At 68.6% G+C, this 25,889-nt stretch carries 18 protein-coding genes; 8 read left to right on the forward strand and 10 right to left on the reverse strand.

Features of this window, described 5'->3' with window-relative positions:
- Positions 1-34 precede the first annotated feature (34 nt).
- The 3 genes from AC1C2U_RS10870 to AC1C2U_RS10880 are packed head-to-tail and all read left to right on the forward strand — an operon-like array spanning position 35 to position 3,109.
- Positions 35-1,177 (forward strand): type III polyketide synthase, encoded by a 1,143-nt coding sequence (locus AC1C2U_RS10870; RefSeq protein ID WP_495361747.1) that lies wholly within the window; start codon positions 35-37, stop codon positions 1,175-1,177.
- Positions 1,174-1,962: a methyltransferase gene (locus AC1C2U_RS10875; protein ID WP_495361748.1), complete on the forward strand. Its 789-nt coding sequence runs from the start codon at positions 1,174-1,176 to the stop codon at positions 1,960-1,962. Before AC1C2U_RS10870 ends, AC1C2U_RS10875 begins: the two co-directional genes overlap by 4 nt.
- Positions 1,955-3,109 (forward strand): FAD-dependent oxidoreductase, encoded by a 1,155-nt coding sequence (locus AC1C2U_RS10880; RefSeq protein ID WP_495361749.1) that lies wholly within the window; start codon positions 1,955-1,957, stop codon positions 3,107-3,109. The genes AC1C2U_RS10875 and AC1C2U_RS10880 overlap by 8 nt, the downstream gene beginning before the upstream one ends.
- Positions 3,110-3,262: 153 nt before the next feature.
- Here AC1C2U_RS10880 and AC1C2U_RS10885 read toward each other — a convergent pair whose 3' ends face one another.
- The 6 genes from AC1C2U_RS10885 to AC1C2U_RS10910 all read right to left on the reverse strand — a co-directional run bounded on the left by AC1C2U_RS10885 (position 3,263) and on the right by AC1C2U_RS10910 (position 6,974).
- Positions 3,263-3,703, reverse strand: coding sequence for a nitroreductase family deazaflavin-dependent oxidoreductase (locus AC1C2U_RS10885; RefSeq protein ID WP_495361750.1), 441 nt, complete (start codon positions 3,701-3,703; stop codon positions 3,263-3,265).
- A gap of 71 nt (positions 3,704-3,774) precedes the next feature.
- The gene (locus tag AC1C2U_RS10890) at positions 3,775-4,824 is read right to left on the reverse strand and encodes a hypothetical protein (protein ID WP_495361751.1); all 1,050 of its coding nucleotides are present in this window, start codon (positions 4,822-4,824) and stop codon (positions 3,775-3,777) included.
- Positions 4,825-4,892: 68 nt separating this feature from the next.
- Positions 4,893-5,213, reverse strand: a complete 321-nt coding sequence (locus tag AC1C2U_RS10895) for a DUF1048 domain-containing protein (RefSeq protein WP_495361752.1) — start codon at positions 5,211-5,213, stop codon at positions 4,893-4,895.
- A 1-nt stretch (position 5,214) separates the two neighbouring features.
- Positions 5,215-5,571, reverse strand: a complete 357-nt coding sequence (locus tag AC1C2U_RS10900; protein WP_495361753.1) for a DUF1048 domain-containing protein — start codon at positions 5,569-5,571, stop codon at positions 5,215-5,217.
- A complete protein-coding gene (locus AC1C2U_RS10905; protein WP_495361754.1) occupies positions 5,568-5,894 on the reverse strand; it encodes a PadR family transcriptional regulator in 327 nt (108 codons plus the stop codon). Before AC1C2U_RS10905 ends, AC1C2U_RS10900 begins: the two co-directional genes overlap by 4 nt.
- Positions 5,895-6,059: 165 nt before the next feature.
- Positions 6,060-6,974, reverse strand: coding sequence for an alpha/beta fold hydrolase (locus AC1C2U_RS10910; protein WP_495361755.1), 915 nt, complete (start codon positions 6,972-6,974; stop codon positions 6,060-6,062).
- A 357-nt stretch (positions 6,975-7,331) separates the two neighbouring features.
- Between AC1C2U_RS10910 and AC1C2U_RS10915 the strand changes: the two genes are divergently transcribed.
- Positions 7,332-14,105 (forward strand): DUF7927 domain-containing protein, encoded by a 6,774-nt coding sequence (locus AC1C2U_RS10915; protein ID WP_495361756.1) that lies wholly within the window; start codon positions 7,332-7,334, stop codon positions 14,103-14,105.
- A 105-nt stretch (positions 14,106-14,210) separates the two neighbouring features.
- Here AC1C2U_RS10915 and AC1C2U_RS10920 read toward each other — a convergent pair whose 3' ends face one another.
- Positions 14,211-14,912, reverse strand: a complete 702-nt coding sequence (locus tag AC1C2U_RS10920) for a YceI family protein (protein WP_495361757.1) — start codon at positions 14,910-14,912, stop codon at positions 14,211-14,213.
- Positions 14,913-15,151: 239 nt separating this feature from the next.
- On the opposite strand from AC1C2U_RS10920, the gene AC1C2U_RS10925 reads away from it, so the two are divergent.
- The gene (locus AC1C2U_RS10925; RefSeq protein WP_495361758.1) at positions 15,152-17,332 is read left to right on the forward strand and encodes an ATP-dependent Clp protease ATP-binding subunit; all 2,181 of its coding nucleotides are present in this window, start codon (positions 15,152-15,154) and stop codon (positions 17,330-17,332) included.
- A gap of 63 nt (positions 17,333-17,395) precedes the next feature.
- Here AC1C2U_RS10925 and AC1C2U_RS10930 read toward each other — a convergent pair whose 3' ends face one another.
- Positions 17,396-18,688, reverse strand: a complete 1,293-nt coding sequence (locus AC1C2U_RS10930; protein ID WP_495361759.1) for an MFS transporter — start codon at positions 18,686-18,688, stop codon at positions 17,396-17,398.
- A gap of 69 nt (positions 18,689-18,757) precedes the next feature.
- On the opposite strand from AC1C2U_RS10930, the gene AC1C2U_RS10935 reads away from it, so the two are divergent.
- From AC1C2U_RS10935 to AC1C2U_RS10945, 3 genes are all read left to right on the forward strand, one after another.
- Positions 18,758-20,356: a carboxylesterase/lipase family protein gene (locus AC1C2U_RS10935; protein ID WP_495361760.1), complete on the forward strand. Its 1,599-nt coding sequence runs from the start codon at positions 18,758-18,760 to the stop codon at positions 20,354-20,356.
- A gap of 140 nt (positions 20,357-20,496) precedes the next feature.
- Positions 20,497-21,546, forward strand: a complete 1,050-nt coding sequence (locus AC1C2U_RS10940) for a zinc-dependent alcohol dehydrogenase family protein (protein WP_495361761.1) — start codon at positions 20,497-20,499, stop codon at positions 21,544-21,546.
- 188 nt (positions 21,547-21,734) lie between these two features.
- Complete coding sequence (locus AC1C2U_RS10945; protein ID WP_495361762.1) at positions 21,735-23,513, forward strand: S8 family serine peptidase; 1,779 nt, start codon at positions 21,735-21,737, stop codon at positions 23,511-23,513.
- 62 nt (positions 23,514-23,575) lie between these two features.
- Here the strand turns inward: AC1C2U_RS10945 and AC1C2U_RS10950 are convergent, their stop codons facing one another.
- Positions 23,576-24,649 (reverse strand): threonine aldolase family protein, encoded by a 1,074-nt coding sequence (locus AC1C2U_RS10950; protein WP_495361763.1) that lies wholly within the window; start codon positions 24,647-24,649, stop codon positions 23,576-23,578.
- A 127-nt stretch (positions 24,650-24,776) separates the two neighbouring features.
- Positions 24,777-25,841 carry an ABC transporter permease gene (locus AC1C2U_RS10955; protein WP_495361982.1) on the reverse strand — a complete coding sequence of 355 codons (1,065 nt, stop codon included), beginning with the start codon at positions 25,839-25,841 and terminating at the stop codon, positions 24,777-24,779.
- Between the last annotated feature and the right edge of the window lie 48 nt (positions 25,842-25,889).

A 25,889-nucleotide genomic window follows, 5' to 3' on the forward strand; every position in this document is an offset into this window, starting at 1 on the left:
TTCGCGGCATCCGCTCGGCTGCATACACTGAGGCATGACCGTCACTCTGAGGGGCGTCTCGACCGTCGTTCCGCCGACTGTTCTCGTGCAAGAAGAGGTGCGCGACGTGTTCGCGGGCCAGCCGGGGCTGAACCGCCTGGGCCAGCGCATCGTCGCCACCTCGTTCAACGTGTCGGGCATCGCGACCCGCTACACGGTGCTCGACGAACTGAGCTTCGACGCGCACCCCGAAGAGCCCTTCTTCTTCGACGTCGAATCCGGCGAGCTCCTCTTCCCGGGCACCAAGGTGCGCAACGAGATCTACGCCGAGCAGGCCACGCCGCTCTACGTCGAGGCGGGTCGCAGGGCCATCGAGGCGACTCCGGGCATCGAGGCATCCGATATCACGCATGTCATCACCGTCTCGTGCACGGGCTTCTATGCGCCGGGGCCCGACTTCATGATCGCCCGCGAGCTGGGGCTCGACCCCGGTGTCGAGCGCTATCACCTCGGCTTCATGGGGTGTTACGCGTCGATTCCGGCACTGCGCATCGCCTCGCAATTGGCGAAAGCGGATGCCTCGGCGGTCGTGCTCGTCGTCTCCGTCGAGCTCTGCACGCTGCATCTGCGCACGTCGAACGACCCCGACACGATCGTCGCGTCGTCGCTCTTCGCCGACGGGGCCGGCTCGGGCATCGTCACGTCGCGGCCCCTCTCGCCCGGTGAGCGGGCGTTCGACCTCGACCGCTTCGCCACACGCATCACGCCCGTCGGCGAGAGCGACATGGCGTGGAAGATCGGCGACCACGGCTTCGAGATGGTGCTCTCCAACGCGATCCCGGCGATCATCGACGACCACATCACGGGTGCGCTCGAGCCGCTCTTCGCGCACGACGATGCGCTCGCGACGGCGCTCGCCTCCGACGGCTCTTCAGATGCCATCGAGCATTGGGCGATCCACCCGGGCGGGCGGTCGATCCTCGACAAGGTCGAGTCGCGGCTCGTGCTCACCGAGGCGCAACTCGTGCCGGCGCGCGAGACGCTGCGCGACTACGGCAACATGTCGAGCGCGACCGTGCTCTTCGTGCTGCGGAACATCCTCGACTCCGAGGCAGCCGCCGACGGCGACCGGGTCGCGGCGATGGCATTCGGCCCGGGGATCACCGTCGAGTCGGCGCTCATGACCATTCGGGTGTGAGCTCTGCGTCGGGCGCGGCGAGCGCGTCCGACGCCTACGATGGCCACATGCAGGCGCGCGACACAGGGAACACCCGTGGCCTCGGCCGACGCGACGACGAGGTCGCCGAGCTTATGGACGACCCCGCCGCCGACCCGGCGATGCTCGCGAAGACCTACGAGCGGTTCCGGCTCGTGAACGCCGTGGTGTCGGGGGAACGCGCGGTGTACCGACGGTGGGTGCGGCCGCGACTCTCGCCGGTCTGGGGCACACGTCTCGTCGACATCGGCTCGGGCAGCGCCGACCTGCCGCGCCGCCTGTTGCGCTGGGCCGACGAAGACGGACTGCAGCTCGAGATCACGGCGATCGACCCCGACGCGCGCGCGATGGAGTGGGCATCGGCCCAACCGCCGACACCGGGGCTGACGCTCAGCCGTGCCACGAGCGGTGAGCTCGTCGAGGCGCGCGAGCACTTCGATCTCGTGCTGTCGAACCACGTGCTGCATCATCTCGACGGCCGCGAGCTCGGAGCGCTGCTGCGCGACAGCGAGCTGTTGCTCGGGGCGGGCGGCATCGCCGTTCACGGCGACATCGAGCGCACGCGTCTCGGCTACGCGGGCTTCTGGCTCGGCACGCTGCCGTTCGCCGGCAACCTGCTCGCCGGATCGTATATTCGCCCCGACGGGCTGACGTCGATCCGGCGCAGCCACACCGCGGCCGAGCTCGCGGCCGTGCTGCCCGAAGGATGGGCTGTGCGGCGGGCCTTCCCGTCGCGGCTCGAGGTCGTCTGGGGCACGGATGTCTGAGGCATCCGTCGACCCGATGCACGACGTGGTCATCGTGGGCGGCGGGCCCGTCGGGCTCCTCCTCGCCTGCCTGCTCGCGCAGCGCCGCCGCGATGTGATCGTGCTCGAACGTCGTGCCCCACGCACGCACGCGGGGTCGTCACGGGCGATCGGCATCCATCCGCCCGGGTTGCGTGCCCTCGACGCTGTAGGCATCGGCGGTGCGGTGCGGGCCGCCGCCGTCGAGATCCGGGGTGGCAGGGTGACGTGCGAGGGGCGCACGCTCGGCGTGATGTCATTCAGGCGCGCCGGCACGGTCTGGTCGCTGCCGCAGGTCGAGACCGAGGCGATGCTCGAACGGCGGCTCGGCGAGCTCGCCCCGGGCGTTCTCGAGCGGGCGACGGAGGTGCGCGGCATCCGCGACCGGGGCACCCACGTCGAAGTCGCAGCTGATCGTGGTGGCGAAGAGGTCACGGTGCGGGCGCGCTACGCGGTCGGGGCCGACGGGGTGCGCAGCGGTATCCGGAGCCTCGTCGGCATCGGATGGAATGATTGGCCGGGCCGGGCGCACTACGTGATGGGCGACGCTCCCGACGACACCGACGAGCCGGCGACGGCCCTGCTGCACTTCGAGCCGGCCGGAGTGGTCGAGTCCTTTCCGATGCCCGGGCGGCAGCGTCGCTGGGTCGCGTGGGTCCGGCGACCGCCGGCGCGGCTCGACGCCGGTGTGCTCGCGACGATCGTCGCCGGTCGCACGGGCGACGAGCTCGATCAGGCGTCGGTGTCGCCGCCGACCGCCTTCGAGGCGAGACAGCATCTGGCCGAGCGGATGTCGCATGGCCGCGTCGCGCTCGTCGGCGACGCGGCGCACGAGGTCAGCCCCATCGGCGGTCAGGGCATGAACCTCGGATGGCTCGACGCGCTCGCCCTCCATCACGATCTGACCGCCGCGCTCGACGCGGGGGCGCCGTTCGAGGCCTTCACCCGTTATGCGCGAGTGCGGCGGTCGGCGGCGGCGCGCGCCATGCGCCAGGCCGCGTTCAACATGGCGATGGGCGCGCCGGCGGCCGGTGCGCGGCTCCGGCTGCGCAACGCTGCCGTGCGTACACTCTCCGTGCCGCCGCTGCGGGCGGTGCTCGCGCGGGCGTTCACGATGCGCTGGCTGTGACGCTCACCCGCACCCGGCGCCGGCGCCGCCACGCCTGACGCGGGCACGCGGATGCGTGTCGGAGGACGCGAGTCCGGTGGGAGGACGCGGACCGGTGTCCTCCGACGCGGGTGACGTCCTCCGACGTGGGCCGGCGACGGCGGCGACCGCGCCTCAGAGGGTGATGCGCGTGAGGAGGAAGACCGGGATCTGGCGGTCGGTCTTCGTCTGGTAGTCGGCGTACGGCGGGAAGGCCTCGACGGCTCGTTCCCACCAGAGCTCGCGCTCGTCGCCCTCGAGCTCGCGCGCGACGTAATCGTGCTTCTCGGAGCCGTCTTGCAGCTCGACGTGCGGGTGCTTCTTCACATTCCAGTACCAGACCGGATGCTTCGGCGCACCGCCGAGCGACGCGACAGCTGCGTATTCGCCGTCGTGCTCGACGCGCATGAGTGCCGTCTTGCGCAGCTTGCCGGACTTCGCGCCGACCGTGGTGAGCAGGATGATCGGCATCCCCTTCAGGGTGTTCGACTTCTCGCCGTTCGACGCCTCGAACGCCTCGGCCTGATTGCGCGCCCAACTCGACGTGCTCGGTTCGTACTCGCCTTCCAGTGGCATCTGTTCTCCTCGATCGGTTCCTCGACGATAACCCGATGGCGAGCCGAGGCATTCCGCTGCGGTGCATCCGTTCAGCGATCGAGCGCCCCGGGCGCCTCCTGCAGGGCATCATTGCTCCTTCGCTCGTCCGCCCGAGCGATCGCGCGCGCGAGCGCCTCGGCCTCCCGGGCAAGGTGGTCGGTGTTCGCCGAACGGAATCGGCGGAGGGGTGCGTCGTAGACGATCCTGGCCGCGCCCGGCGAGCAGTCGAGCAGCTCTCGAATGCCGAGCAGTGCATCGTCGTCGGACGCCGCCGACGTCACGGCCTCGAGCACGGCGCTGAGCTCGCCCCTCGCGTCGAGCAGCGCACGCAGCCCCTCGAGTTGCTCTTCCATCGCACGCCGCTGATCCGGGGCGGACGGTTGTGCGCGACCGGTGCGCGGTTGGTGCTGCTCGATCTGTTCAGCGGTCAGTTCGACCTCGAGCGGTGTCTCGGTGGGGATCCCGAGATCGATGAGCGTTGCCGAGATCTCGAATCGCCCCGGCTCCAGATCGCGCCACTGGTTCGTATCGAGTCGCACGTGCACGCGCGCATATTCGCCGGCGTCCAATGGGAGGGCCGGACCCTGACCGCCCACGAAGGCGAAGGAGCCGGATCCAGGTCCTTCACCGGCGCGGGAGATGAAGCCGATTGCGACGAAGGTGTCGCCGTCAGGCCGCCATCGTCCTTCACCCGTGTTGACGACGTCGACCATCAGCCGGTCGAGGTCGGGTTCCGTGCGAGTAACCTCGGGCCAGCGCAGGGCGAGACCACGGCCGCGCTCGGCGCGACTCCGTCGCAAGGGCTGGGGTTCGGGATGGACCTGCACGTGTGCCGTCTTCGATCCGTCGCGTGGCGGCGCGACCTGCGCGATGCGCCACGTCTTCGATCCTCCATCGACCGGAGCTCCCAGCACGACGGCGTACTCCGGTCGGGCAAGCACTCGCCAGCCATGCATCGGGGTGCCGTCTGGTACCCCCTCGATCGACACCTCGAACTCGAGGCTGTCGAGCACGGATCCGAGCTCTGCCCCCGGCTGCTGAACCGCTGCTCGGTCGACGGTGATGCGTCCGATCTGGGGGCGATCAGCGGATGTTTCCATGGCATGAGCCTTCCACATCGGCATCACGTGCCGGATGACGACCGCACCCGCAGCACGCTACCCGTGTGTTACTTCTCCGCCCCGCCGGATTGCCCGTTGATGGACTCCTGGTAGAGGTCCGCGTAGGTGCGCGAGTCCTTGACCAGGTCGTCGCAGAAGGCCGCGACGTCGTTGCCGATGAGTTCCAGGACTCCCTTGTCGGCCGCGACGCCCTCCTCGAAGAAGTCGATGAGCCCCGCGAGAACGTCAGGCAGGTCGATCGGTCCGGTCTTGAAGTAGTACCTCTGAATCTCTTCGTAGACGATCTGGTAGTCCGGCGGGAGCGCCTTGACCCGCGCCATGTGTGCCCGCCACTGCTTCTTGCCTTCGATGATGTCTTGAATGCCCACGTCAGCCTCCTAGCCGGCCCAATTTCCTTGCGACGTCCCTGTTCAACTGCTCGCGCCACCGGTCGCGGAAGGTTCGAGCACCTTCTCCGCCGGCCAGCGCCACGCAGAAGCCCTCGACGTCGTCTCCCAGAACCTCGTGAACGCTCTGTCCATCGGCCGCTGTCTCTTCGAGCAGCCCAAGGGCACCGTCGAAGATCGGCATCAGATTTCGACCGGTGAAGTCCCCGTAGAGGAATAGATGGCCCTTGATCTGCTCCCATGCCGCTCGGTAGTCGGCCGGGAGCGCCTCTGCCCGGACTTCGAACGCCTTCCATTCCCTGGTGAGATCGCTGCCTGTGATGGTCTCCCAGAAGTTCATCTCCCGCCCTCCTTGAGCTTGTCGATCCGTGATGTGATGTACGCCCATTTCGCCCAGAACCTCGCGAGTTCTTCTCGCCCCGCGTTATTGAGCGCATAGAACTTGCGCGGCGGGCCCAACCCCGACGGCCGTTTCGCCACCTGGACGAGCCCGTTCTTCTCCAGTCGCAGCAGGATCGTGTACACCGTCCCCTCGATGACATCGGCGAATCCGAGTTCGTTCAGCCGCCGCGTGATGGCGTATCCGTAGGTCTCCTCGGTGCCGATGATCTCAAGGACGCAACCTTCGAGCGTGCCCTTCAGCATCTCCGTCAGATCGTCCACGTGCGTCCTTTTCAGTGCCCCTGGTACTCGGTGCCACCGAGTACCGCTACACCGTACCACAGAGTAGCCTGCAGCACCCGATGGGCAATCTGACCCCGGACACCGCGGTTCGGCGGTCGGCTGTCCGGTTGTTCGGCTACGGCGTTGTGCGATCCGATCCGATCATCACGATGACGAGTGCAGCACCCGTTGGATCTCTGCAACAACGATCTCGGGCTCGCTGAGCATGACAACGTGGCCGGAACGCTCGGCGATCACGTGCCGACCATGTTCGGCGCGTTCCGCTCGCGCACGATGCGCGGCGATGAGCTGGCGACGCCCTTCCGCTCCGACACCGGCACTCTTCCCTCCCGAGACGATGGTCAGCGGTATAGCCGGAAGGTCGATGGACGCCGACTGCAGTTCGCGGAGATCATCCGACATCGATGTCGATTCCGCGATCTGGGTTGCGACCGCCCCCGACGTGTACATCTCCTGCCGCACATCCGCCCGGATCTGCGGCGGAAGGGAGCCGGCCGTCAGCCCGTACACCCATCTCAGGAGACCGATGCGGGCGAGCCCGGGAAACAGGGAGTTCTGAATCCGAGTGGCTCGTTCGGTGGCCGGCGAGTAGTAGAGCTCGCAGTCCTCATCTGCCGGATCGACCAGTACGAGAGCGCGGATCCGCTCGGGTCGAGCGGATGCGGCACGGCGCACGATCGGGCCGCCCCAGCTGTGCCCGACGAGCACGAAGCCTGCATCCCCCTCGCGTTCACCCTCCAGGTGATCGAGCAGGTCGTTGAGGTCATCCGCGAGCGCGGGAAGCCGGCGCGATCCTGCGGCCTGCGGGCTCAGGCCCAGTCCGGCGCGGTCGTAGACGACCGACCGCGCCACGCCTCCGATGGTCGGCTGAACCATTCCCCAGATCGAACGAGTCGAAGCGATGCCGGCCTCGAAGACGACGGTCGGTCCGGGGCCATCGACGACCTGGAGGAAGAGGTGTCTGCCGTCTCTCGTCTGGGCCCAGCCGGGACTCCCCTGAGGATGCCCCTGCCACCTGCTCGTGTCTCTTTCGGTCGCAGCATCCCTCGAGGAACTCATGCGGTCGAGCGTACTGCTCGATGAAACTGTGTGCCGCAGGCGGAATGTACCTCGCCTCAACGTACCCTCGGGTACCTGTCTCACGCTCAGATTCGCGTCGTCCCACCGTGGGTGCGATGAAACACTGAGACGCACAACGGATGACCCAACGGTGCGAGCCAACGCGCGCGAGACCTTTGGGTGACGCCGGGTGAAATACCGGGTGGTTCCGGCGCTCGCGGCGTCGTTTCCGATCTCGCTTATGGAACCATTCAAGCTCGGGTGGATGTCGCGGGGGAGCCGCAACTCCGTTGTGGCGCGTCCCTCCCGGGCCCTGCTGATCCTGGCAGGGAGTTTCACCGGGGGAAGGACGACGCCATGCAGTGGTTGCATTCGAAGAGTTCATCGTCGAAACGACCCGGGCTGACGCTCGGGTCGAGCATTGCGACGACTGTCGAGCCACGCGGCGGGCTCCGCTGGCGCTCGCGTCTGGCCGCGATCGCGGTGTTCTCGTTGTTCGCCGTCGCAGTTCCGGCGCTCGCAAGCCCGACTGCGGCCATGGCCGCAGCCGGGGACGCATTCAACTCCTCGCGTCCGACGGCGTTCGTCGCGCAGAGCCCCACCGCGGGCGACAACACGCGACTGTTCCGTTCCGAGACCTCGGGTGCCGGCGAGTACACGTTCACCCCCGAGGGGCAGATGTCGGCCGGCCTGTACAACGCGATCGGATTCAATCCCGCAACCGGGTACATCAACGGCGTCGCCGTTCAGGCCATCGGTACGATCCCCGTGCGTGCGTTCATTCGCATCGGTGAGGCCGGCGTGATCACGCGGGTCGGCTCGAGCCTGCTGCCCACCGTGCAGTATGTCGGGGCGTTCAACTCGGATGACGGGCTGTTCTACAGCACGGTCGGCACCGCTGCGAACGCGCCGCTCTCAGCCGTGAACGCCCAGACCGGCGTCATCGTGCGTCAGGTGACGATCCAGAGCAGAGATCAATTCGCTGACATGGAGTTTCACGACGGCTTCTTCTGGGCAATCGACTCTCAGGATCGAGCATTGCTGCGCATCAACCCCGCCAACGGCGTGGTGACGAGCTTCGCTAACGCGTTGCCGGGAATTCCGAGCGGATCCTGGGGTGCGGCGTGGAAGTTCGGAAACGGCAACCTCGCCTTCTCGCACAACGCGTCGGGCACCATCCTGCAGCTTCGGATCACGAACGCCGCCTCGGCGACACCCGTCTTCGAGATCGTCTCGAGTGTTCCGGGGCCGCCGTCGAACGGCAACGACGGCACCGCCATTCCGGGCGACCCGGTCGATCTCGCGCTGGTGAAAGACGCCCCGGCGACCTTCACACCGGGCGAACCCGTGAGCTACACGATCACGATCACGAACAACGGCCCGGGTGAGTCGAGCGGATGGGTCATCACCGATGAGGTGCCCGCTGAACTGACCGGCATCTCCACCTCGGGGGCGAGCTGCGCCGTGAACGGCAACGACGTCACGTGTTCCGGGGCGCGTCTGGCGGCCGGCGCTTCGGCGCAGGTCACGATCACCGGTACGACGGATGCTGCGGAGCGCGGCTGCTTCACGAACACCGCCTCGGTGCTCGGCAACGAGTTCGACCCGGGCGCGGCGGACAACGAGGACAGCGCCGAGAGCTGCGCACGCCTGCTCGAAGTGACGAAGGAGACCACCGGAACGCAGGACAGCCGTGCCGGCGCCACCGTGACCTACACGGTCACGGCGACGAACGTCGGAGCCGGGGCATTCACCGAAGCCGACCCGGCCCATGTCTTCGACGATCTGGCCGGTGTGCTCGACGATGCTGACTACAACGACGACGCGGTCGCGACGCAGCCGGGCACCGTCTCCTTCGCCGACCCGTTGCTGTCGTGGTCGGGTGCGCTTCCCGCCGGCCAGACGGTCGAACTCACGTACACGGTGACGCTGACCGGGGACGGCGACCGCCTGGTGCGGAATGTGGCTTGGGTGCCCGGCGATCCGGGGAACCCGGAGCCGCCGGCCTGCAGCCCGCCGACCGCGGCCGGAACCGACCCGGTGACGGGAGAACCGTGCGCGCAGTCGCAGTTCGACCGCCCTTCGCTCTCGATCGCGAAGACCTCGGACCAGACAGAACCGCCCGCGGCCGGGGACGTGATCACGTACACGGTCACCGTGACCAACACCAGTCAGGTCGACTACACCGCCGACATCGCCGCCCAGGCGTCGATGTCAGATAACCTCGCCGGAGTACTCGACGACGCGAGCTACAACGACGATGCCAACGCCCCCACCGGCACCGTGTTCTACACCGAGCCGTCTCTCTGGTGGATGGGCCCGCTCGCTCCGGGCGAGTCGGTGGAGATCAGCTACACGGTCACGGTCACGAACACGGGCAGCGGTGACCATGCGCTGTACAACATGGCGTGCCTGTCGCCCGACGAGGTGGCGCCCGACGGCGTCGAGTGCGCGGACGTGCGGTTGCCGCTCGCCTCGTACACCGTGACGAAGGTCGCTTCGATCGCGGTCGCGCACCCTGGCGACACGGTCACGTACGCGGTGACGGTGACGAACGTCGGCCAGGTCGATTACACCGACGCGGACCCGGCGACCTTCACCGACGATCTCGCGGATGTGCTCGACGACGCGACGTACAACGGCGACGTGAGCGCCGGTGGCGCCGTGACCGGTGACACTCTCACGTGGTCGGGGCCGCTCGCGATCGGCGCGTCGGTGACGGTGGCCTACTCGGTCACCGTCGGTGCCGCGGGAACCGGTGACGGTACCCTCGCGAACACGGTCACGCCGACCGGACCGAGTGGTCATTGCATCGGCGGCTGCGAGACCGAGACCCTCGTGCAGGCATTCCAGCTCGCCAAGGCGGCCTCGGCGACCGAGGCGCTGCCCGGCGACACGGTCACCTACACCGTGACGGTGGAGAACATCGGCGACGTCGCCTACACGGGAGCCGCCCCCGCGGCGATCACCGACGAACTGTCGGGCGTGCTCGACGACGCCATCTACAACGGCGACGCCAGCGAGGGCGCCACGGTCACGGGTAGCACCCTGAGCTGGTCGGGCCCGCTCGCGGTCGGCGAGACGGTGACCATCACCTACTCGGTCACGATCGATGCCACCGGCGACGGCGACCACAAGCTGGCCAATGTCGTGACGCCTGGATCCGGCGGCAGCTGCGCGCCGGGCGAGTGCGAGACGGTCACCCCGATCCGCGCGCTCTCGGTGCACAAGTCGACGCCCACGAACGACGTTGTACCGGGCGAGACGGTCACCTACACGATCACGGTGACCAACTCCGGCCAGGTGCCGTTCACTGCCGGGGAGCCGGCGTCGTTCACCGACGATCTCAGTGAGGTCATCGACGACGCGAGCTACAACGCCGATGCGGCCGCCGATCTCGGCACGATCGCCTACGACGCCCCTGAGCTGTCATGGAGCGGCCCGCTCGACATCGGCCAGACCGCGACGATCACGTACACGGTGACTCTGAACGACCCCGACACGGGCGACCAGCGGATGCTGAACACGGTAGCCACCCCGCCGGGTCAGGGCTCCAACTGCGAGGCTGGTTCGACGGATCCCTCGTGTTCGGTCGTACTGCCCGCGGCATCCTTCTCGGTCGCGAAGACCGCCTCGGCGGCCTCGGCGCTGCCCGGTGACGTTGTCACCTACACGGTCGCCGTGACCAACACCGGCGACGTCGCCTACTCCGCGGTCGAGCCGGCATCGTTCGCCGACTCCCTCGACCAGGTGCTCGACGACGCCACCTACAACGGCGACGTCTCAGCGGGTGGCTTGATCTCGGGTGACACGCTGACCTGGTCGGGGCCGCTCGCCGTGGGCGAGACCGTGAACGTGGCGTACTCGTTCACGGTGAACGAGCCGCGCACCGGTGATCTGCTGATGCGCAACGACGTGCGTCCCACCGCACCAGGCGGAGGCTGCGACCCGGCCGGTGCGTGCGAGACGGAGACCGCACTGGGCGCCTACTCGGTGACCAAGTCGGCTGCGCCGGCCGCTGTCGCACCCGGCGGTGTCGTCACCTACACGCTGACCGTCGTCAACACCGGTCTCATCGCCTTCAGCACCGACCGGCCGGCGAGCGTCTCCGACGACCTGTCGGGCGTACTCGACGACGCGGCCTACAACGGCGACGCGACCGCGGGCGCCACCGTCGCCGGCGACACGCTGAGCTGGGCCGGCTCGCTCGCGATCGACGAGACGATCATCATCACCTACTCGGTGACGGTGGACGACCCGATCACCGGGGACGGCGACCTCGAGAACACCATGGTTGCGACGACACCGGGCGGCGTGTGCGCCGATTCATGCGCGACCACGACCCCGACGACGTCGTACACGGTCGCGAAGTCCTCGTCCGCGGCCGAAGCGCTCCCGGGCGACACCGTCACCTACACCGTGACGGTCACCAACACCGGCACGGCCGACTACACGGATGCCGAGCCCGCAGCGTTCTCGGACGACCTGAGCGCGGTGCTCGACGACGCGACGTACAACGACGATGCCACGAACGGTGCGGTTGTTTCGGGGTCGACTCTGACGTGGACCGGCGCACTGCCTGCTGGGGAATCGGTCGAGATCACCTACTCGGTCGCGATCGACGAGCCGATCGCGGGCGATCAGGTGCTGACGAATGCCGTCGTGCCGACCGGCCCCGGCGGGGGCTGCGACCCTGACGCGGAGTGCACGACGACGACTGCGGTCGGGTCGTACACCGTGACGAAGGCGGCGTCGGCAACGCGCGCAGCGCCCGGCGACACGATCACCTACACGGTCACGGTGGTGAACACCGGACAGGTGCCGTACACGACGGCGGATGCAGCGGCCTTCGTCGACGACCTGGCGGCAGTGCTCGACGACGCGACGTACAACGACGACGCGACGAACGGTGCCGAGGTCGACGGGGAGACCCTGACCTGGTCGGGTGCCCTCCCGATCGCGCAGACGATCACCGTGACCTACTCGGTGACCGTGAACGACGCGGCGACCGGTGACGGCACGCTGACGAACTCAGTCGTGCCGGAAGGCCCCGGAGGGAGCTGCGAAGGCACGTGCACGACCGAGACGCCGGTCGGCTCGTACACGGTGGCGAAGGCCGCCTCGACCGAGCTCGCCCGCCCGGGTGACGTCGTCACGTACACGGTCACGCTCGTGAACACCGGGGCGGTGCCGTACACGGCGGATGCTCCGGCGAGCCTCGCCGACGACCTGAGCGAGGTGCTCGCCGGTGCCACCTACAACGGCGACGCATCGAGCGGGGCAGCGGTCACGGGTTCCACGCTCAGCTGGTCGGGTGCACTCGCCGTCGACGAGACCGTGATCATCACGTACTCGGTGACGGTGCTCCCCGCTGGCGAAGGCACCGGCTCACTGCGCAACACCGTGACACCGACGGGCCCCGGCGGCGACTGCACGGGCTCGTGCGAGACGGAGACGCCCGTGCAGTCCTTCACCGTCGCGAAGGTCGCTTCCGAGGCCGAGGTACTGCCGGGCGATGTCGTGACGTACACCGTCACGGTGACGAACACCGGCGACGTCGCCTACACGACCGACGGTGTCGCCGCGTTCAGCGACGACCTGGCGGCAGTGCTGGACGACGCCGTGTACAACGGCGACGCGAGCGCCGGGGCATCCGTCGTGGGCACCGCATTGAGCTGGACGGGCCCGCTCGCCGTGGACGAGACCGTCACGATCACCTATTCCGTGACCGTGCGGGAGCCCGCGGTCGGCGACGGGCGCCTGACGAACACGGTGGTGCCGACCGCGCCCGGCGGTGGCTGCGACCCCGACGGCGCGTGCGCCGCCGAGACGCTCGTGCGCTCGCTGCACGTCGTGAAGTCGACCACGGCCGTCGACGTGATCCCGGGGACGACGATCCCGTACGCGATCACCTTGACGAACACCGGGCAGGTGCCGTTCACCGACGCCGATCCCGCATCGTTCACCGACGATCTCGGCGACGTGCTCGGTGACGCGGGCTACAACAGCGATGCGGCCTCGAACGCAGGCGGCATGGTGTCGTACATGGATCCCGTGCTGTCGTGGGCCGGTGCGATCGCGCCCGGCGCGAGCGTCACGATCTCGTACTCCGTGACCGTCAACGACCCGGCGACCGGTGATGGCCGGCTCGTGAACGCCGTGGCCACTCCGCCCGCGGCCGGCGGCAACTGCGAAGCCGGATCAACCGATCCTGCCTGCGTCACGGTCGTGCCGGCGGCGGCCTTCACAGTCGCGAAGGCGGCGTCGACGAGCGAGATCGCTGCCGGCGACTCGGTCACCTACACCGTGACCGCCACGAACGTCGGCGGTGTCGACTACACGACGGATGCCCCGGCGTCGTTCACCGACGACCTCACCGAGGTGCTCGACGACGCGGCCTACAACGGTGATGCCTCGGGCGGGGCGACCGTCGACGGGAACACCCTGTCGTGGTCGGGTGCACTTCCTGTCGGAGCGTCGGCGACCGTCACCTATTCGGTCACGGTCGACGCGCCGAGCACCGGCGATCATGTGCTCCGCAACGCGGTGATGCCGACTGCGCCCGGCGGTGGCTGCGCACCGGATGCCACGTGCGTGACCGAGACCCAGGTCGCGTCGTACACGGTCGCGAAGGTGGCCGGCGTCGAGGCCGTGAAGCCCGGCGGGGTGGTGACGTACACGATCACCGTGACCAACACCGGGACGATCGCGTACAGCGACACCGACCCGGCATCGTTCCGCGATGACCTGGTCGAGGTGCTCGATGACGCCGTGTACAACGGGGACGCCTCGAGCGGTTCGACCGTCGTCGATGGAGTGCTCGCCTGGTCGGCCCCCCTCGGCCTCGGGGAGACCGCCACGGTGACCTACTCGGTGACGGTGAATGACCCGGTTACCGGTGATGGCCGGCTCGAGAATGCGGTGGTTCCCACCGCGCCCGGCGGCGGTTGCGCCGACGCGTGCAGCACCGACACCCCGGTCACGCCGCTCACGCCCGTCACCCCGGTTCCGCCGGGGCTGGCGTTCACCGGTGCGGTGCTGCCGATCTCCGGCGTCTTCGCCGGCCTCGGATTGCTCGTGGCCGGCGCGCTGGTGCTGATGGCGCGCCGCCGCCGCCGACCCTCCGCCTAGTTCCTCCGAGGCCTCTCTGGAAGCGGTGCCTGCCGAGCGTCATGAGCTGTGCCGGCCGATGTCGTGCGGTGACGCCCGGCAGCGACGCCAGTTCGCTGAACCCGCTCAGCCCCGGGCGAGCACCAGCGAGAACTCCACGAACCCGTCGGGCTCGACGGAGACGAAGCCGAGGTTGGGCGCTTCGACGCCGAAGTCCGCGAAGGTGATCGGGATGCTGCCTGCAACCTGGCCGTCGGTTCCGTTCAAGACGGCATCGAGGTCGACGGTGACGCTGCGGGTCACGCCGGCGAGCATGAGGTCGCCCGTCGCCTGCACGGTCTGCGCTTCGCCGACGGTCGGTGCCGTGTCGACCGTGATCGGTTCCGTGAGCACGAAGGTCGCTGTCGGGAACTCGTCGACGCGCAGGGCATTCGAACGGAAGTACTCGTCACGATTGCCCGAGTCGGTCGCGATCGACGCGACATCCACCTCGAGCGACGCGGCGGTGAGGCTCAATCCGTCGACCGCGAAGCTGCCCGACACGTCGGAGGTGCGCCCGGTGACCGTGACATCCGTGCCGTTCAGCACCTCGTCGAGTCGGTAGCCGGCGAACGAGCCGTCGGTCACGGCCCAGTCGCCGGTGAGATCGGATGCCTCGGCACCCGCCTCGGCCGTCGCCGTCGGGGCTGCCGTCACCGAGGGCGCCGTCTCGGCCGCGCCGACGATGACGTCGCGGTACACGATCGGGCCGGCGATGGCGGCGGTGGCGCCGAGCACGAGTGCTCCGGCGACGATGGAGATGGTGATGATCTTCGTGCGCTTCTGCATGCTGCTCCCCAGGGTCGGACTTCGAGCTTTGCCGATGAACGTATGAGAAAGCATTGAATCCGCTGCGATCGTTTCGAGATGACGGCGGATGACGCAGAATGGCGTCCACCTCCCGCTCTGGCGCGCCACGCGGCATCCGTCTACCTTGAAGGCGGGGGAGATTCGGCGCGGATGCCGGAATACCAACCCTCTCACCAAAGTTGAGTCTGCTTGGCTCAACTTTGAAGAAGGGAGTTCCTGTGGCCAACATGCAAGGCGCGCCGAGCACGGAAGAAGAGCAGAAGTCGGCGCTCGAACAGTACGGTGTCAATCTCACCGAGATCGCGGAGGCGGGCAAGCTCGACCCGGTCATCGGCCGTGACGCCGAGATCCGCCGCGTCAGCCAGGTGCTCACCCGGCGCACGAAGAACAACCCCGTGCTCATCGGTGAACCGGGCGTCGGCAAGACCGCCGTCGTCGAAGGACTCGCCCAGCGCATCGTCGCGGGCGACGTCGCCGAGTCGCTGAAGGGCAAGCAGCTCATCTCGCTCGACATCTCGGCGCTCGTCGCAGGAGCGATGTACCGAGGCCAGTTCGAGGAACGGCTGAAGTCCGTGCTCAAGGAGGTCAACGACGCCGAAGGCGAGATCATCACCTTCGTCGACGAACTGCACCTGCTCATGGGCGCGGGCGGCGGTGAGGGATCCGTCGCGGCCTCGAACATGCTGAAGCCCATGCTCGCGCGCGGCGAGCTGCGCCTCATCGGCGCGACCACCCTCGACGAGTACCGCGAATACATCGAGAAGGATGCCGCGCTCGAACGCCGCTTCCAGCAGGTGTACGTCGGCGAACCGACGGTGGAAGACACCGTCGCGATCCTCCGCGGCCTCAAGGGGCGTTACGAGGCGCACCACGGGGTCACGATCTCCGACGCAGCACTCGTCGCCGCGGCATCCTTGTCGAACCGCTACATCTCTGCCCGGCAGCTGCCCGACAAGGCGATCGACCTCGTCGACGAGGCCATGTCCCGCCTCAAGATGGAGATCGACTCGAGCCCCGTCGAGATCGACCAGCTGAAGCGCCAGGTCGACCGCTTGAGGCTCGAAGAGCTCGCGCTGAAGAAGGAGAAGGACGATGCCTCGAAGGAGCGGCTCGCGAAACTCCGCGAGACGCTCGTCGAACAGGAGCGCGAGCTTGCCGGCCTCGAAGCACGCTGGGCACGCGAACGGATGTCGCTGAATCGCGTCGGCGATCTGAAGAAGCAACTCGACGACGCGGTCACGCAGCGCGATCGCGCCATGCGCGAGGCCGATTACGCGAAGGCCTCCAAGCTCGAGTACGAGACGATCGCCCAGCTGCAACGCGATCTCGCTGAGGCGGAACTGGTCGATGCTTCGACCGGCTCAGCAACCGGTGAACCACGGATGGTCAACGAGCAGGTCACGGAAGAAGACATCGCGCAGGTCATCGCGGCGTGGACCGGCATCCCCGTCGGCCGTCTGCTGCAGGGCGAGACCGAGAAGTTGCTGCACCTCGAGCAGGAGCTCGGCAAACGCCTCATCGGCCAGAAGCGCGCGGTCGCGGCGGTCGCCGACTCGGTGCGCCGTTCGCGCGCCGGCATCAGCGACCCCAACCGGCCGACGGGCTCGTTCCTCTTCCTCGGCCCGACCGGCGTCGGCAAGACCGAGCTCGCGAAGTCGCTCGCCGACTTCCTCTTCGACGACGAGCACGCCATGGTGCGCATCGACATGTCGGAGTACGGCGAGAAGTTCTCGGTCTCCCGGCTCGTCGGCGCCCCTCCGGGCTACGTCGGCTACGACCAGGGCGGCCAGCTCACCGAGGCAGTACGCCGTCGGCCCTACTCGGTGATCCTCTTCGACGAGGTCGAGAAGGCGCACCCCGAGATCTTCGACGTGCTGCTGCAGGTGCTCGACGACGGACGACTCACCGACGGTCAAGGTCGCACGGTCGACTTCAGGAACACCATCCTGATCCTCACGTCGAACCTCGGCTCGCAATACCTGATCGACCCGGGTCTCAGTTGGGACGAGAAGGAGCAGGCCGTACTGCAGACCGTGCGGCAGGCGTTCAAGCCCGAGTTCGTGAACCGGCTCGACGACATCGTCGTGTTCTCGGCCCTCAGCGAGCACGAGCTCGCCGAGATCGTGAACCTCTACGTCGACCGGCTTTCGGCTCGGCTGAACGAACGTCGGCTCGAGCTCAGAGTCACTCCCGACGCTCGCGCCTGGCTCGCGGAGCGTGGCTACGATCCGCTGTACGGTGCCCGCCCGCTGCGCAGGCTGATGCAGCACGAGATCGACGACCAGCTCGCTCGAGCCCTGCTCGCCGGCGAGGTTCGTGACGGCGACGCCGTCGTGGTCGCGCTCGCCGACGACGGCGACTCGCTCACGGTCGGGCGGGCCGACCCGCCCGTCGAATAGGCCGTCACTCCGCGGCATCCGTTCGCTTCACTGAGCGGATGCCGCGTGGCGGCTGCGTGGCCGTTAGTCGCCGCCGGGCTCGGATGCGGGCTCGGATGCGGGCTCGGGCTCGGGCTCGCGCACGCCGTTCGCGTTCGCCGGGATGCGTCGTTCGAGCGCAATGGCGACCACCCCGATGCCGATGCAGCTGACGACCATGACGGCGATGTACACCGCGTCGAGCCCCTGGCCGAGCAGCAGCCCAGCTGCGATCGGCCCGGCGATCGCGCCGCCCTGGAACGCCGCCGAGTTGATCGCGTTGTAGCGGCCGCGATTGTGGTCTGAGGCGAGGTCGTTGTAGATGGCGGGCACAGTCGGTTGCAGCAGCGTCTCGCCGAACGCGAACACGCCCATGAAGGCCAAGACGCCGATCGCTGCCGCGAGCGAGTCGGGCAGCAGCCCCGCGGCGCCGAGGATCAGCCACGAGAACGCCCACACCGCCGCCATCACCCACATGACCCGGGTGCGCCGCTTGCCGGTGATGTACCTGAGCACGGTGAACTGCAGGAGCACGATGACGACCGTGTTGACCGCGAAGGCGAAGCCGACCATGCGCGTCGAGACCTCTGCCACCTGACGCGCGTACGCGGGGAACCCGGCCTCCAGCTGGCCGTAGCCGATGAACATGGCGATGAAGGTGAGCAGCGTCAACCACAGCACCGCAGGCTGCTTGAGGATTTCGCGATACCCACCGACCGCCGCGGCGTCTTCGCTGGGCTCGGCGTGGGTACGCACATGCCGGAGCGGCCCGAGCAACAGGGCCGCCGGCACGAGGCAGCTGATCGCGTTGACGAGGAAGATCACGGTGAACGTCTCGGGGGTGTCGACGTCGATGAAGAAGCCGCCGATCACGCCGCCGACGCCGATGCCGAGGTTGACGAGGGCGAAGTTGACGCCGAAGTACTGCTGGCGCAGCTCGCCGTCGACCACCGCGGCGATCAGGGCGTTGAAGCCGGGCCACGAAATGCCGAAGTTGACGCCGATCAGCACGAGGGCGACGGCGGCGACCGCCGGGTGGGTCGCGTACGCGAGCAGGGTGCAGCCGGCGATCATCGCCGCCAGCCCGACGAGCAGCACCTTGCGGGCGCCGAACCGGTCGATGAGGGTGCCGCCGGGGCCCGTCACGATCAGCCCGACGATCGCGATCAGGCTCATCAGCCCGCCGGAGAGCCCGAGGTCGAAGCCACGCACCTCGTGCAGGTAGATGATCGTGAACGGCAGCGTCAGCCCGCGGCCGAGCGTCTGGATCGCGACCGTCGAGAGCAGCCATCGCCCTTCGGTGGGGAGGGCGTTCCAGAAGCTCTTGATGCCGATCACCTGAATATCTTGGCGGACTCCGCCGACATCGCACACCCGGGGTTCACCTTGCGGCTCTACGCTTCGGCCATGCTGTTGCGCGAGAGGACGTCACGTGAACTCGTGGTCGAGACCGACCGCGGTGCGGTCTCCGGCGTGCGCCGTCACGGAACCCGCGTCTGGCGAGGCATCCCGTATGCGGCCTCGACAGCGGGCGAGCACCGGTTCCGGGCGCCGCGACCGGCCGCGGGGTGGGAGGGTGTGCGCGACGCGACACACTACGGACCGGTCGCCCCGCAGAAGCGCAAGGGACAGTTCATCGGTGCTGCGTCGCGCCTGCAGCGCAGCGAGGACTGCCTGAGCCTCAACGTGATCGCGCCCGGCGAGGCCGAGCCGGCGGTCCGGTCGGCGCGATCGGGCCGGCCGGGTTCGTCGGGCGACGCCGGTCGCCCGGTCATGGTCTTCATCCATGGCGGCGCGTACAGCGTGGGTTCGTCGGGGGAGTACCCGCCGCAGGGCGAGCGCCTCGTGCGGCGGCACGGCGTCGTCTACGTGAGCCTCAACTACCGTCTCGGTGCGCTCGGCTGGCTCGACTTCCGCGCCTACTCGCGCCCCGAGCGCCCGATCGAGGCGAACCTCGGGCTTCGAGACCAGGTCGCCGCTCTCGACTGGGTGCGCCGGAACATCCGTGCCTTCGGCGGCGACCCCGACCGCGTGACCCTCTTCGGCGAGTCCGCCGGCGCCAATTCCGTGACGACGCTGCTCACCGTGCCGGCCGCCGAGGGCCTCTTCCAGCGGGCGATCGCGCAGAGCTCGCCAGCGGCCGCCGTGTACCTGCCCGAGGTCGCCCAGCGCTGGGCCGGTGAGTACGTGCAGTTGCTCAGCCGGCTGGTCGACGATGACGACCTCGAGAGCGAGTCGGTCGAGGATGCCGCGGCGATGCTCGTCGCCGCGGATCCCATGCTGCTCGCCGAGGCGACGACGGCGCTCACGATCCGCACCCCAGACGAGAACCCGGGCACGATCAGCCTCGCCCCGGTCATCGACGGCGAGTTCCTCCCGCATCGTCCGCTCGATGCGTTCCGCGACGGGCTCGCCCACCGGGTACCCCTCATCATCGGCACGAACGACCGCGAAGGTTCGCTGTTCGAGGGCCGCATCGACATCCTGCCGACGACGAAGCCGCGCATCCGCGCGATCTTCGCGAACACGAAGAAGAAGGCGCGCAAGGCGATCAAGCGCCAGTACCCCGGCCTGCCCGAGCGTCGCCCCGCGGCCGACTTCGCCGGCGACTTCACCTTCTGGTTCCCGAGCGTGAAGGTCGCCGAACGCCACTCCCGGTACGCCCCGGTGTTCGCCTACCGCTTCGATGCGGCGCCACGGATGCCCCGGCTGCTCGGTCTCGACGCGACGCACGGTCTCGAACTCTTCGCCCTGTTCGAGAAGTTCGACACCCCGGTCGGCGTCGGCCTCACACTGCTCGGCGGGCGCCGGATGTTCCGGGCCGTCGGGCGACGGATGCAGGCGGAGTGGGTCGACTTCGCGGCATCCGGCGCCCCCGGCCCCTCGTGGCCCGGCTACGACGAGCTCGACCGTCGCACCCTCATCTTCGACCGAGAGGATCGCGTCGAGCTCGATCCGCGGCGCGAGAAGCGACTCGCATGGCAGGAGTTCGTGCCGCACGTGTGAGCGCCGAGGCAACGCACGTGTGACATCCAGGCAATGTAGGATGTCCGCACCTCTGTAGGACACAGAGGGGCGTCGGCGTCCTCCCAAGTGCTCACTGTCCTACCGAGCCGTGCGCCGGCGCCTGAGCGTAGGCTCGAACCATGCTCGCCACCGTCATCCACGCCGCCCGCGACATCCGTGTGGAAACCGTGCCCGACCCCGTGCTCTCCACGGGCGGCGACGCGATCGTCAAGGTCGTTGCTGCGTGCGTGTGCGGTTCGGACCTCTGGCCGTACCGCGGCATCACGCCCACGCGCGAGCCGCATCGCATCGGCCACGAGTTCATCGGCGTGGTCGAAGCAGTGGGGCCGGATGTCGCGGTGGTCGCCGTCGGCGACTTCGTGATCGCCCCCTTCTACGTGTGCGACAACACGTGCGTCAACTGCCGCAACGGCGTCTCGACCTCATGCCTGAACGGCGGATGGTGGGGCGGCGACGACCGTCATGGCGCGTTCGCCGACGGCGGGCAGGGCGAGCGGGTGCGGGTGCCGCTCGCCGACGGCACGCTCGTCGTCGTGCCTGGGCCGGTCGCCGAATCCGAGGTGCCCGGCCTGCTCGCGCTCTCCGACGTCATGGGCACGGGGCATCACGCGGCGGTGTCGGCCGGGGTCGCTCCCGGCGACTCGGTCGCCGTCGTCGGCGACGGAGCTGTCGGGCTCTGCGCGATCATCGCCGCGAAGCGGCTCGGCGCCACGACGATCATCGCGATGTCGCGGCATCCCGACCGCCAGGAGCTCGCCCGTGAATTCGGTGCGACGCACGTGGTCGCCGAGCGCGGCGTCGAGGGCGTCGCACGGGTGAAGGAGCTTACGGGGGGCATCGGCGCCGATCGTGTGCTCGAGTGCGTCGGCACCAAGGAGTCGATGGACCAAGCCATCCGCTCGAGCCGACCCGGCGGCATGGTCGGCTACGTCGGGGTGCCGAACGGCGGCCCTGAGCTGCCGGTACGACCGCTCTTCGACCGCAACGTCGGCGTGAACGGCGGCGTCGCGCCCGTGCGCGGCTACATCGAGGAACTGCTGCCCGACGTGCGCTCGGGCGCGATCGAACCCGGCCGGGTCTTCGACCTCGAGCTGCCGCTCGCCGAAGTCGCCGAAGCGTATGCCGCGATGGACGAACGGCGCGCGATCAAGGTGATGCTGCGCCCGTGAGCTGAACCGGCGAGCGGATGCCCGCAGGCTCAGCCCACAGCGCCTGCCCCAGCGCCTGCCACAGGCTCGCCTCACAGCGCCTGCCGCAGCCGATGCCGCAGCATCTGCGATTCCGCACGACCCTCTTCCGGGGTGCGCCCTCCGTGTGCCAGCATGGCGGACAAATCCGCCACAGAAGGAGGGTATTCATGCCACGGATCAGATCGATCGCAGCGGGCGCCGTACTCGCACTCGCCGTCACTGCACTTGCGGCCGCGCCGGCAGGGGCAGCCACATCGGAGGCGACGAGCGAACAGGAGTTCGTCGTGCTCTTCGCCGAGGGAACCTCGAGCGAGCAGGCACGAGTCGCAGTTGAAGCAGCGGGCGGCACCATCGTCGGTGAGAACACCGACGTCGGCGTCGCAACCGTCGTCACCAGCGAGGCCGGCTTCGCCGAAGCAGCCGCCGAGCAGGGGGTCATCGAGGGCACCGCGAAGAATCGCGTCATCGCCGGCGTGTCCGACGGGCACGCCTCCGATACGAAATCGCGCAAGGCCGATGCCGTCGAAACCGAAGGGCGCACCGAAGCCGCCGCGCCGTCGGCGCACGCCGCTGACCGGCACGGCACCGGGCGGCCAGGAGAACCGCTCGCCGACCTGCAGTGGGACATGCAGCAGATCGGCGCGACGATGGACGGCTCCTACAAGTGGGAGAAGGGATCGAAGAAGGTGCTCGTCGGCATCCTCGACACCGGCGTCGACGGATCGCACCCCGACATCGCACCGAACTTCAACGCGAAGCTCAGCCGCAACTTCACGGTCGACGTGCCGTTCGACGCGAACGGCGTCGAGGTCGACGGCCCGTGTGAAGACGAAGCCGACCAGTCGTGTGAAGACCCGGCCGATGTCGACGAGAACGGGCACGGTACGCACGTCGCCTCCACGATCGGCTCGCCGATCAACGGCGTCGGCATCGCGGGTGTCGCACCGAACGTGACGCTCGTGAACCTGCGCGCCGGTCAGGACTCGGGGTACTTCTTCCTGCAGTCATCCGTCGACGCGCTCACCTATGCCGGCAAGAACGGCATCGACGTGATCAACATGAGCTACTACGTCGACCCGTGGCTGTTCAACTGCACGAGCCACCCGGCCGACTCGCCCGAAGACCAGCAGGAGCAGCAGACCGTGATCACGGCCATGCAGCGTGCCCTCGACTACGCACGCGCCAAGGGCGTGACGCTCGTCTCCGCGGCAGGCAACGGGGCGACCGACTACACGAAGGCGATGAGCGACGCGTCGAGCCCCGACTTCGCCGATGTGCCGGGAGAGGTCGCGTACACCCGCGACCTGCTCGACCCGGCGACGTGCACCTCGATGCCGTCAGAGGGCGATGGCGTGGTCTCGGTGTCGAGCACCGGCATCTCCGAGCGCAAGGCGTACTACTCCGACTACGGCAACGGCTACATCGACGTGGCCGCGCCGGGCGGAGACGTGTACGACACGGCCGACAACACGCGCGACGTCACGAAGGGCGCGCTCGCCGCGTACCCGAAGTCGCTGGCCGAGGCGAACGGCGAGATCGACGAGAACGGCGAGCCGACCGTCGACTACGTCGTGAAGAGTTGCGATAGGAGCGGCGCGACGTGCGCGTACTACCAGTACTTGCAGGGCACGTCGATGGCATCGCCGCACGCAGCGGGTGTCGCAGCGCTGATCGTCAGCAAGTACGGCCTGCCCGACCTCCGCAAGGGGCTCCACGGCAAGTGGCTCGCACCGGCGGTCGTCGAATGGAGGCTCGCGCAGAGCGCGGTCGACACTGCCTGCCCGGTGCCCGCGGAGTTCACCTACACGCGGCACACGCCGGCGGGCGCCACCCTCACGGCGACGCACACCTGCGAGGGCGGCGGTTCGCCGAACGGGTTCTACGGTAAGGGCATCGTGAACGCGATCGCGGCCATCGGCCGCGATCGCGGTCGCACTGGTCGCTGAGCGGTTGAACTGAACGGGGCGGATGTCGCGGCGACGCGGCATCCGCCCTTCGTGTGCTCCCGTCAGGGGCGGGTGAGCTCCTCGCGGATGCCCGCGACGAACGCGTCGATGTCTGCCTCGCTAGTGTCGAAGCCGCACATCCAGCGCACCTCGCCGCGCGCGGCATCCCAATCGTAGAAGCGGAACCGCTCGCGGAGCCGGTCGGCGACGCCCGCGGGCAACGTCGCGAAGACGCCGTTCGACTGGGTGTGCTGCGTGAAGCCGAGTCCCGGCAGCTCGCCCGCGGCGACGCCGGCGTCGAGCGCGTCGCGGAGGCGGCGGGCCATCGCGTTGGAGTGGCTCGCGTTCTCGAGCCAGAGGTCGCCCTCGAGCAACGCGATGAGCTGCGCCGAGACGAAACGCATCTTCGACGCGAGCTGCATGTTGAGCTTGCGCAGGTACTTCAGGCCCTCGGATGCCTCGGTGTTCAGCACCACGATGGCCTCGGCGCCGAGCGCACCGTTCTTGGTACCGCCGAAGCTCAGCACGTCGACCCCGGCGTCGCGCGTGAACGCTCGGAGCGGAAGGCCGAGGGTGGCGGCCGCGTTCGAGAGGCGTGCGCCGTCCATGTGCAGCTTCATGCCGCGCTCGTGCGCGTGGTCGGCGATCATGCGCACCTCGTCGGCCGTGTACGCCGTGCCGAGCTCGGTGGTCTGCGTGATCGAGACGACGAGCGGCTGCGCGCGGTGCTCGTCGCCCCAACCCCACGCCTCGCGGTCGATGAGCTCGGGGGTGAGCTTGCCGTCTGGCGCGGACACGGTGAGCAGCTTGATGCCGCCCACGCGCTCAGGCGCACCGCCCTCGTCGGAGTTGATGTGCGCGGTACTTGCCGAGATCACGGCACCCCAGCGGGGGAGCATCGACTGCAAGCCTGTGACGTTCGCGCCGGTGCCATTGAAGACGGGGAACGCCTCGATGCCCTCGCCGAAGTGCCGCGCGAACACCTGCTGCAGGCGCTCGGTGTAGACGTCTTCGCCGTAGGCGACCTGGTGGCCGTCGTTGGCGGCGGCGATGGCCGCGAGCACCGCGGGGTGCACGCCCGAGTAGTTGTCGGAGGCGAAGCCGCGGAGGGAGGTGTCGTGGAGCTGTTCAGTCACCGAACCATCCTCTCACCCCTCTCACCTGCGCCGAGAGTGCAGTTGATGTCGCTATTCGCAAGGGAATCCGGCATCAACTGCACTCTCGACGACCGCGGAAGGCCCGGTGTGCGCGAGGGGAGCGGGCTCAGCCGCGCAGCGCCTCGGCGAACGGCACGCGCGCACCCGTCTTCAGCAGCGAGCTGCGGTAGATGCGCTCGCCGATCACGACCGCGAGCGCCGTGGTCGCGACGAGCAGCACGAGCGAGACGATCGGCTCCCACCACTCGGCCTGTCCGAGGAAGATCCGCATCGGCATCCCGACGGGCGCCGAGAACGGCACGTAGCTCATGATCGTGAGCACGACCGGGTTGTCGTTGAAGAAGATCACGAGGAAGTAGGGGATCATCACGAGCATCGTCACCGGCGTCGTGACCGAGCCGATGTCTTCGGCGCGCGACACCAGGGCGGCGCTCGCGGCGAAGAGCGCGGCGAGCATCACGAATCCGATCGCGAAGAACACCACGAACCAGATGACGGATGCCCCGAGCACGCCGAGCAGCACCTGCTGGCCGCTGAGCATCAGCCCGAGGATCGCGAGCACCGCGATCGCGAGGATCTGCGAGAACGCGAGCACGCTGTTGCCGATCACCTTGCCCGTGAGCAGCGCGCGCGCCGACACGGCGGAGAGCAGGATCTCGACGACGCGGGTCTGCTTCTCCTCGACGACCGATTGCGCGATCGTCGAACCGAACGTGATCGCCGACATGAAGAACACGATGCCGAACCCGAACGCGACGAGGTAGGCGAGGCCGGGATCGACCGCCGGTGGGTCGAGCAGTTCGACCGTCGGATTCACCGAGAGCGCCGAGAGGACCGAGTTCGGCGCCGAGTCGAGGCCGATCACGACGACGCCGAGCGGTTCGGATGCCGCGGGTGCGACGATCGCCTCGACGTCGCCGTCGCGCAGCATCTGCTCCGCCGCATTCTGATCGGCCGCCGGCACCGCCTCGAGCGACTCGTTGCCCGCGACGACGTCGGTCGCTCCCGCGATCACGGCGACCCTCGGCGACTCCGACTGCCCGCCGAAGATGCTGCCGAGCACGACCGAGGCGAGCACGCCGAGCATGAGTATGCCCGTGGAGATGAGGAATGCCTTGCTACGCAGGCGCATCGTGACCTCCCGCCCCGCGACGAGGTTGACGCTGTCGATGAAGCTCGGGGTGCGGCGTTCGTCGCCCCCCGTTGGTCGAGTAGGCGC

The sequence above is a fragment of the Agromyces sp. Y575 genome, from assembly GCF_059445445.1.

What these genes read in the sequence shown, in the direction of transcription:
- AC1C2U_RS10870 (WP_495361747.1), top strand. Translation starts at nt 35, where the DNA reads ATGACCGTCACTCTGAGGGGCGTCTCGACCGTCGTTCCGCCGACTGTT.
- AC1C2U_RS10880 (WP_495361749.1), top strand. Translation starts at nt 1,955, where the DNA reads ATGTCTGAGGCATCCGTCGACCCGATGCACGACGTGGTCATCGTGGGC.
- AC1C2U_RS10885 (WP_495361750.1), bottom strand. Translation starts at nt 3,703, where the DNA reads ATGCCACTGGAAGGCGAGTACGAACCGAGCACGTCGAGTTGGGCGCGC.
- AC1C2U_RS10890 (WP_495361751.1), bottom strand. Translation starts at nt 4,824, where the DNA reads ATGGAAACATCCGCTGATCGCCCCCAGATCGGACGCATCACCGTCGAC.
- AC1C2U_RS10900 (WP_495361753.1), bottom strand. Translation starts at nt 5,571, where the DNA reads ATGAACTTCTGGGAGACCATCACAGGCAGCGATCTCACCAGGGAATGG.
- AC1C2U_RS10910 (WP_495361755.1), bottom strand. Translation starts at nt 6,974, where the DNA reads ATGAGTTCCTCGAGGGATGCTGCGACCGAAAGAGACACGAGCAGGTGG.
- AC1C2U_RS10915 (WP_495361756.1), top strand. Translation starts at nt 7,332, where the DNA reads ATGCAGTGGTTGCATTCGAAGAGTTCATCGTCGAAACGACCCGGGCTG.
- AC1C2U_RS10920 (WP_495361757.1), bottom strand. Translation starts at nt 14,912, where the DNA reads ATGCAGAAGCGCACGAAGATCATCACCATCTCCATCGTCGCCGGAGCA.
- AC1C2U_RS10935 (WP_495361760.1), top strand. Translation starts at nt 18,758, where the DNA reads ATGCTGTTGCGCGAGAGGACGTCACGTGAACTCGTGGTCGAGACCGAC.
- AC1C2U_RS10940 (WP_495361761.1), top strand. Translation starts at nt 20,497, where the DNA reads ATGCTCGCCACCGTCATCCACGCCGCCCGCGACATCCGTGTGGAAACC.
- AC1C2U_RS10945 (WP_495361762.1), top strand. Translation starts at nt 21,735, where the DNA reads ATGCCACGGATCAGATCGATCGCAGCGGGCGCCGTACTCGCACTCGCC.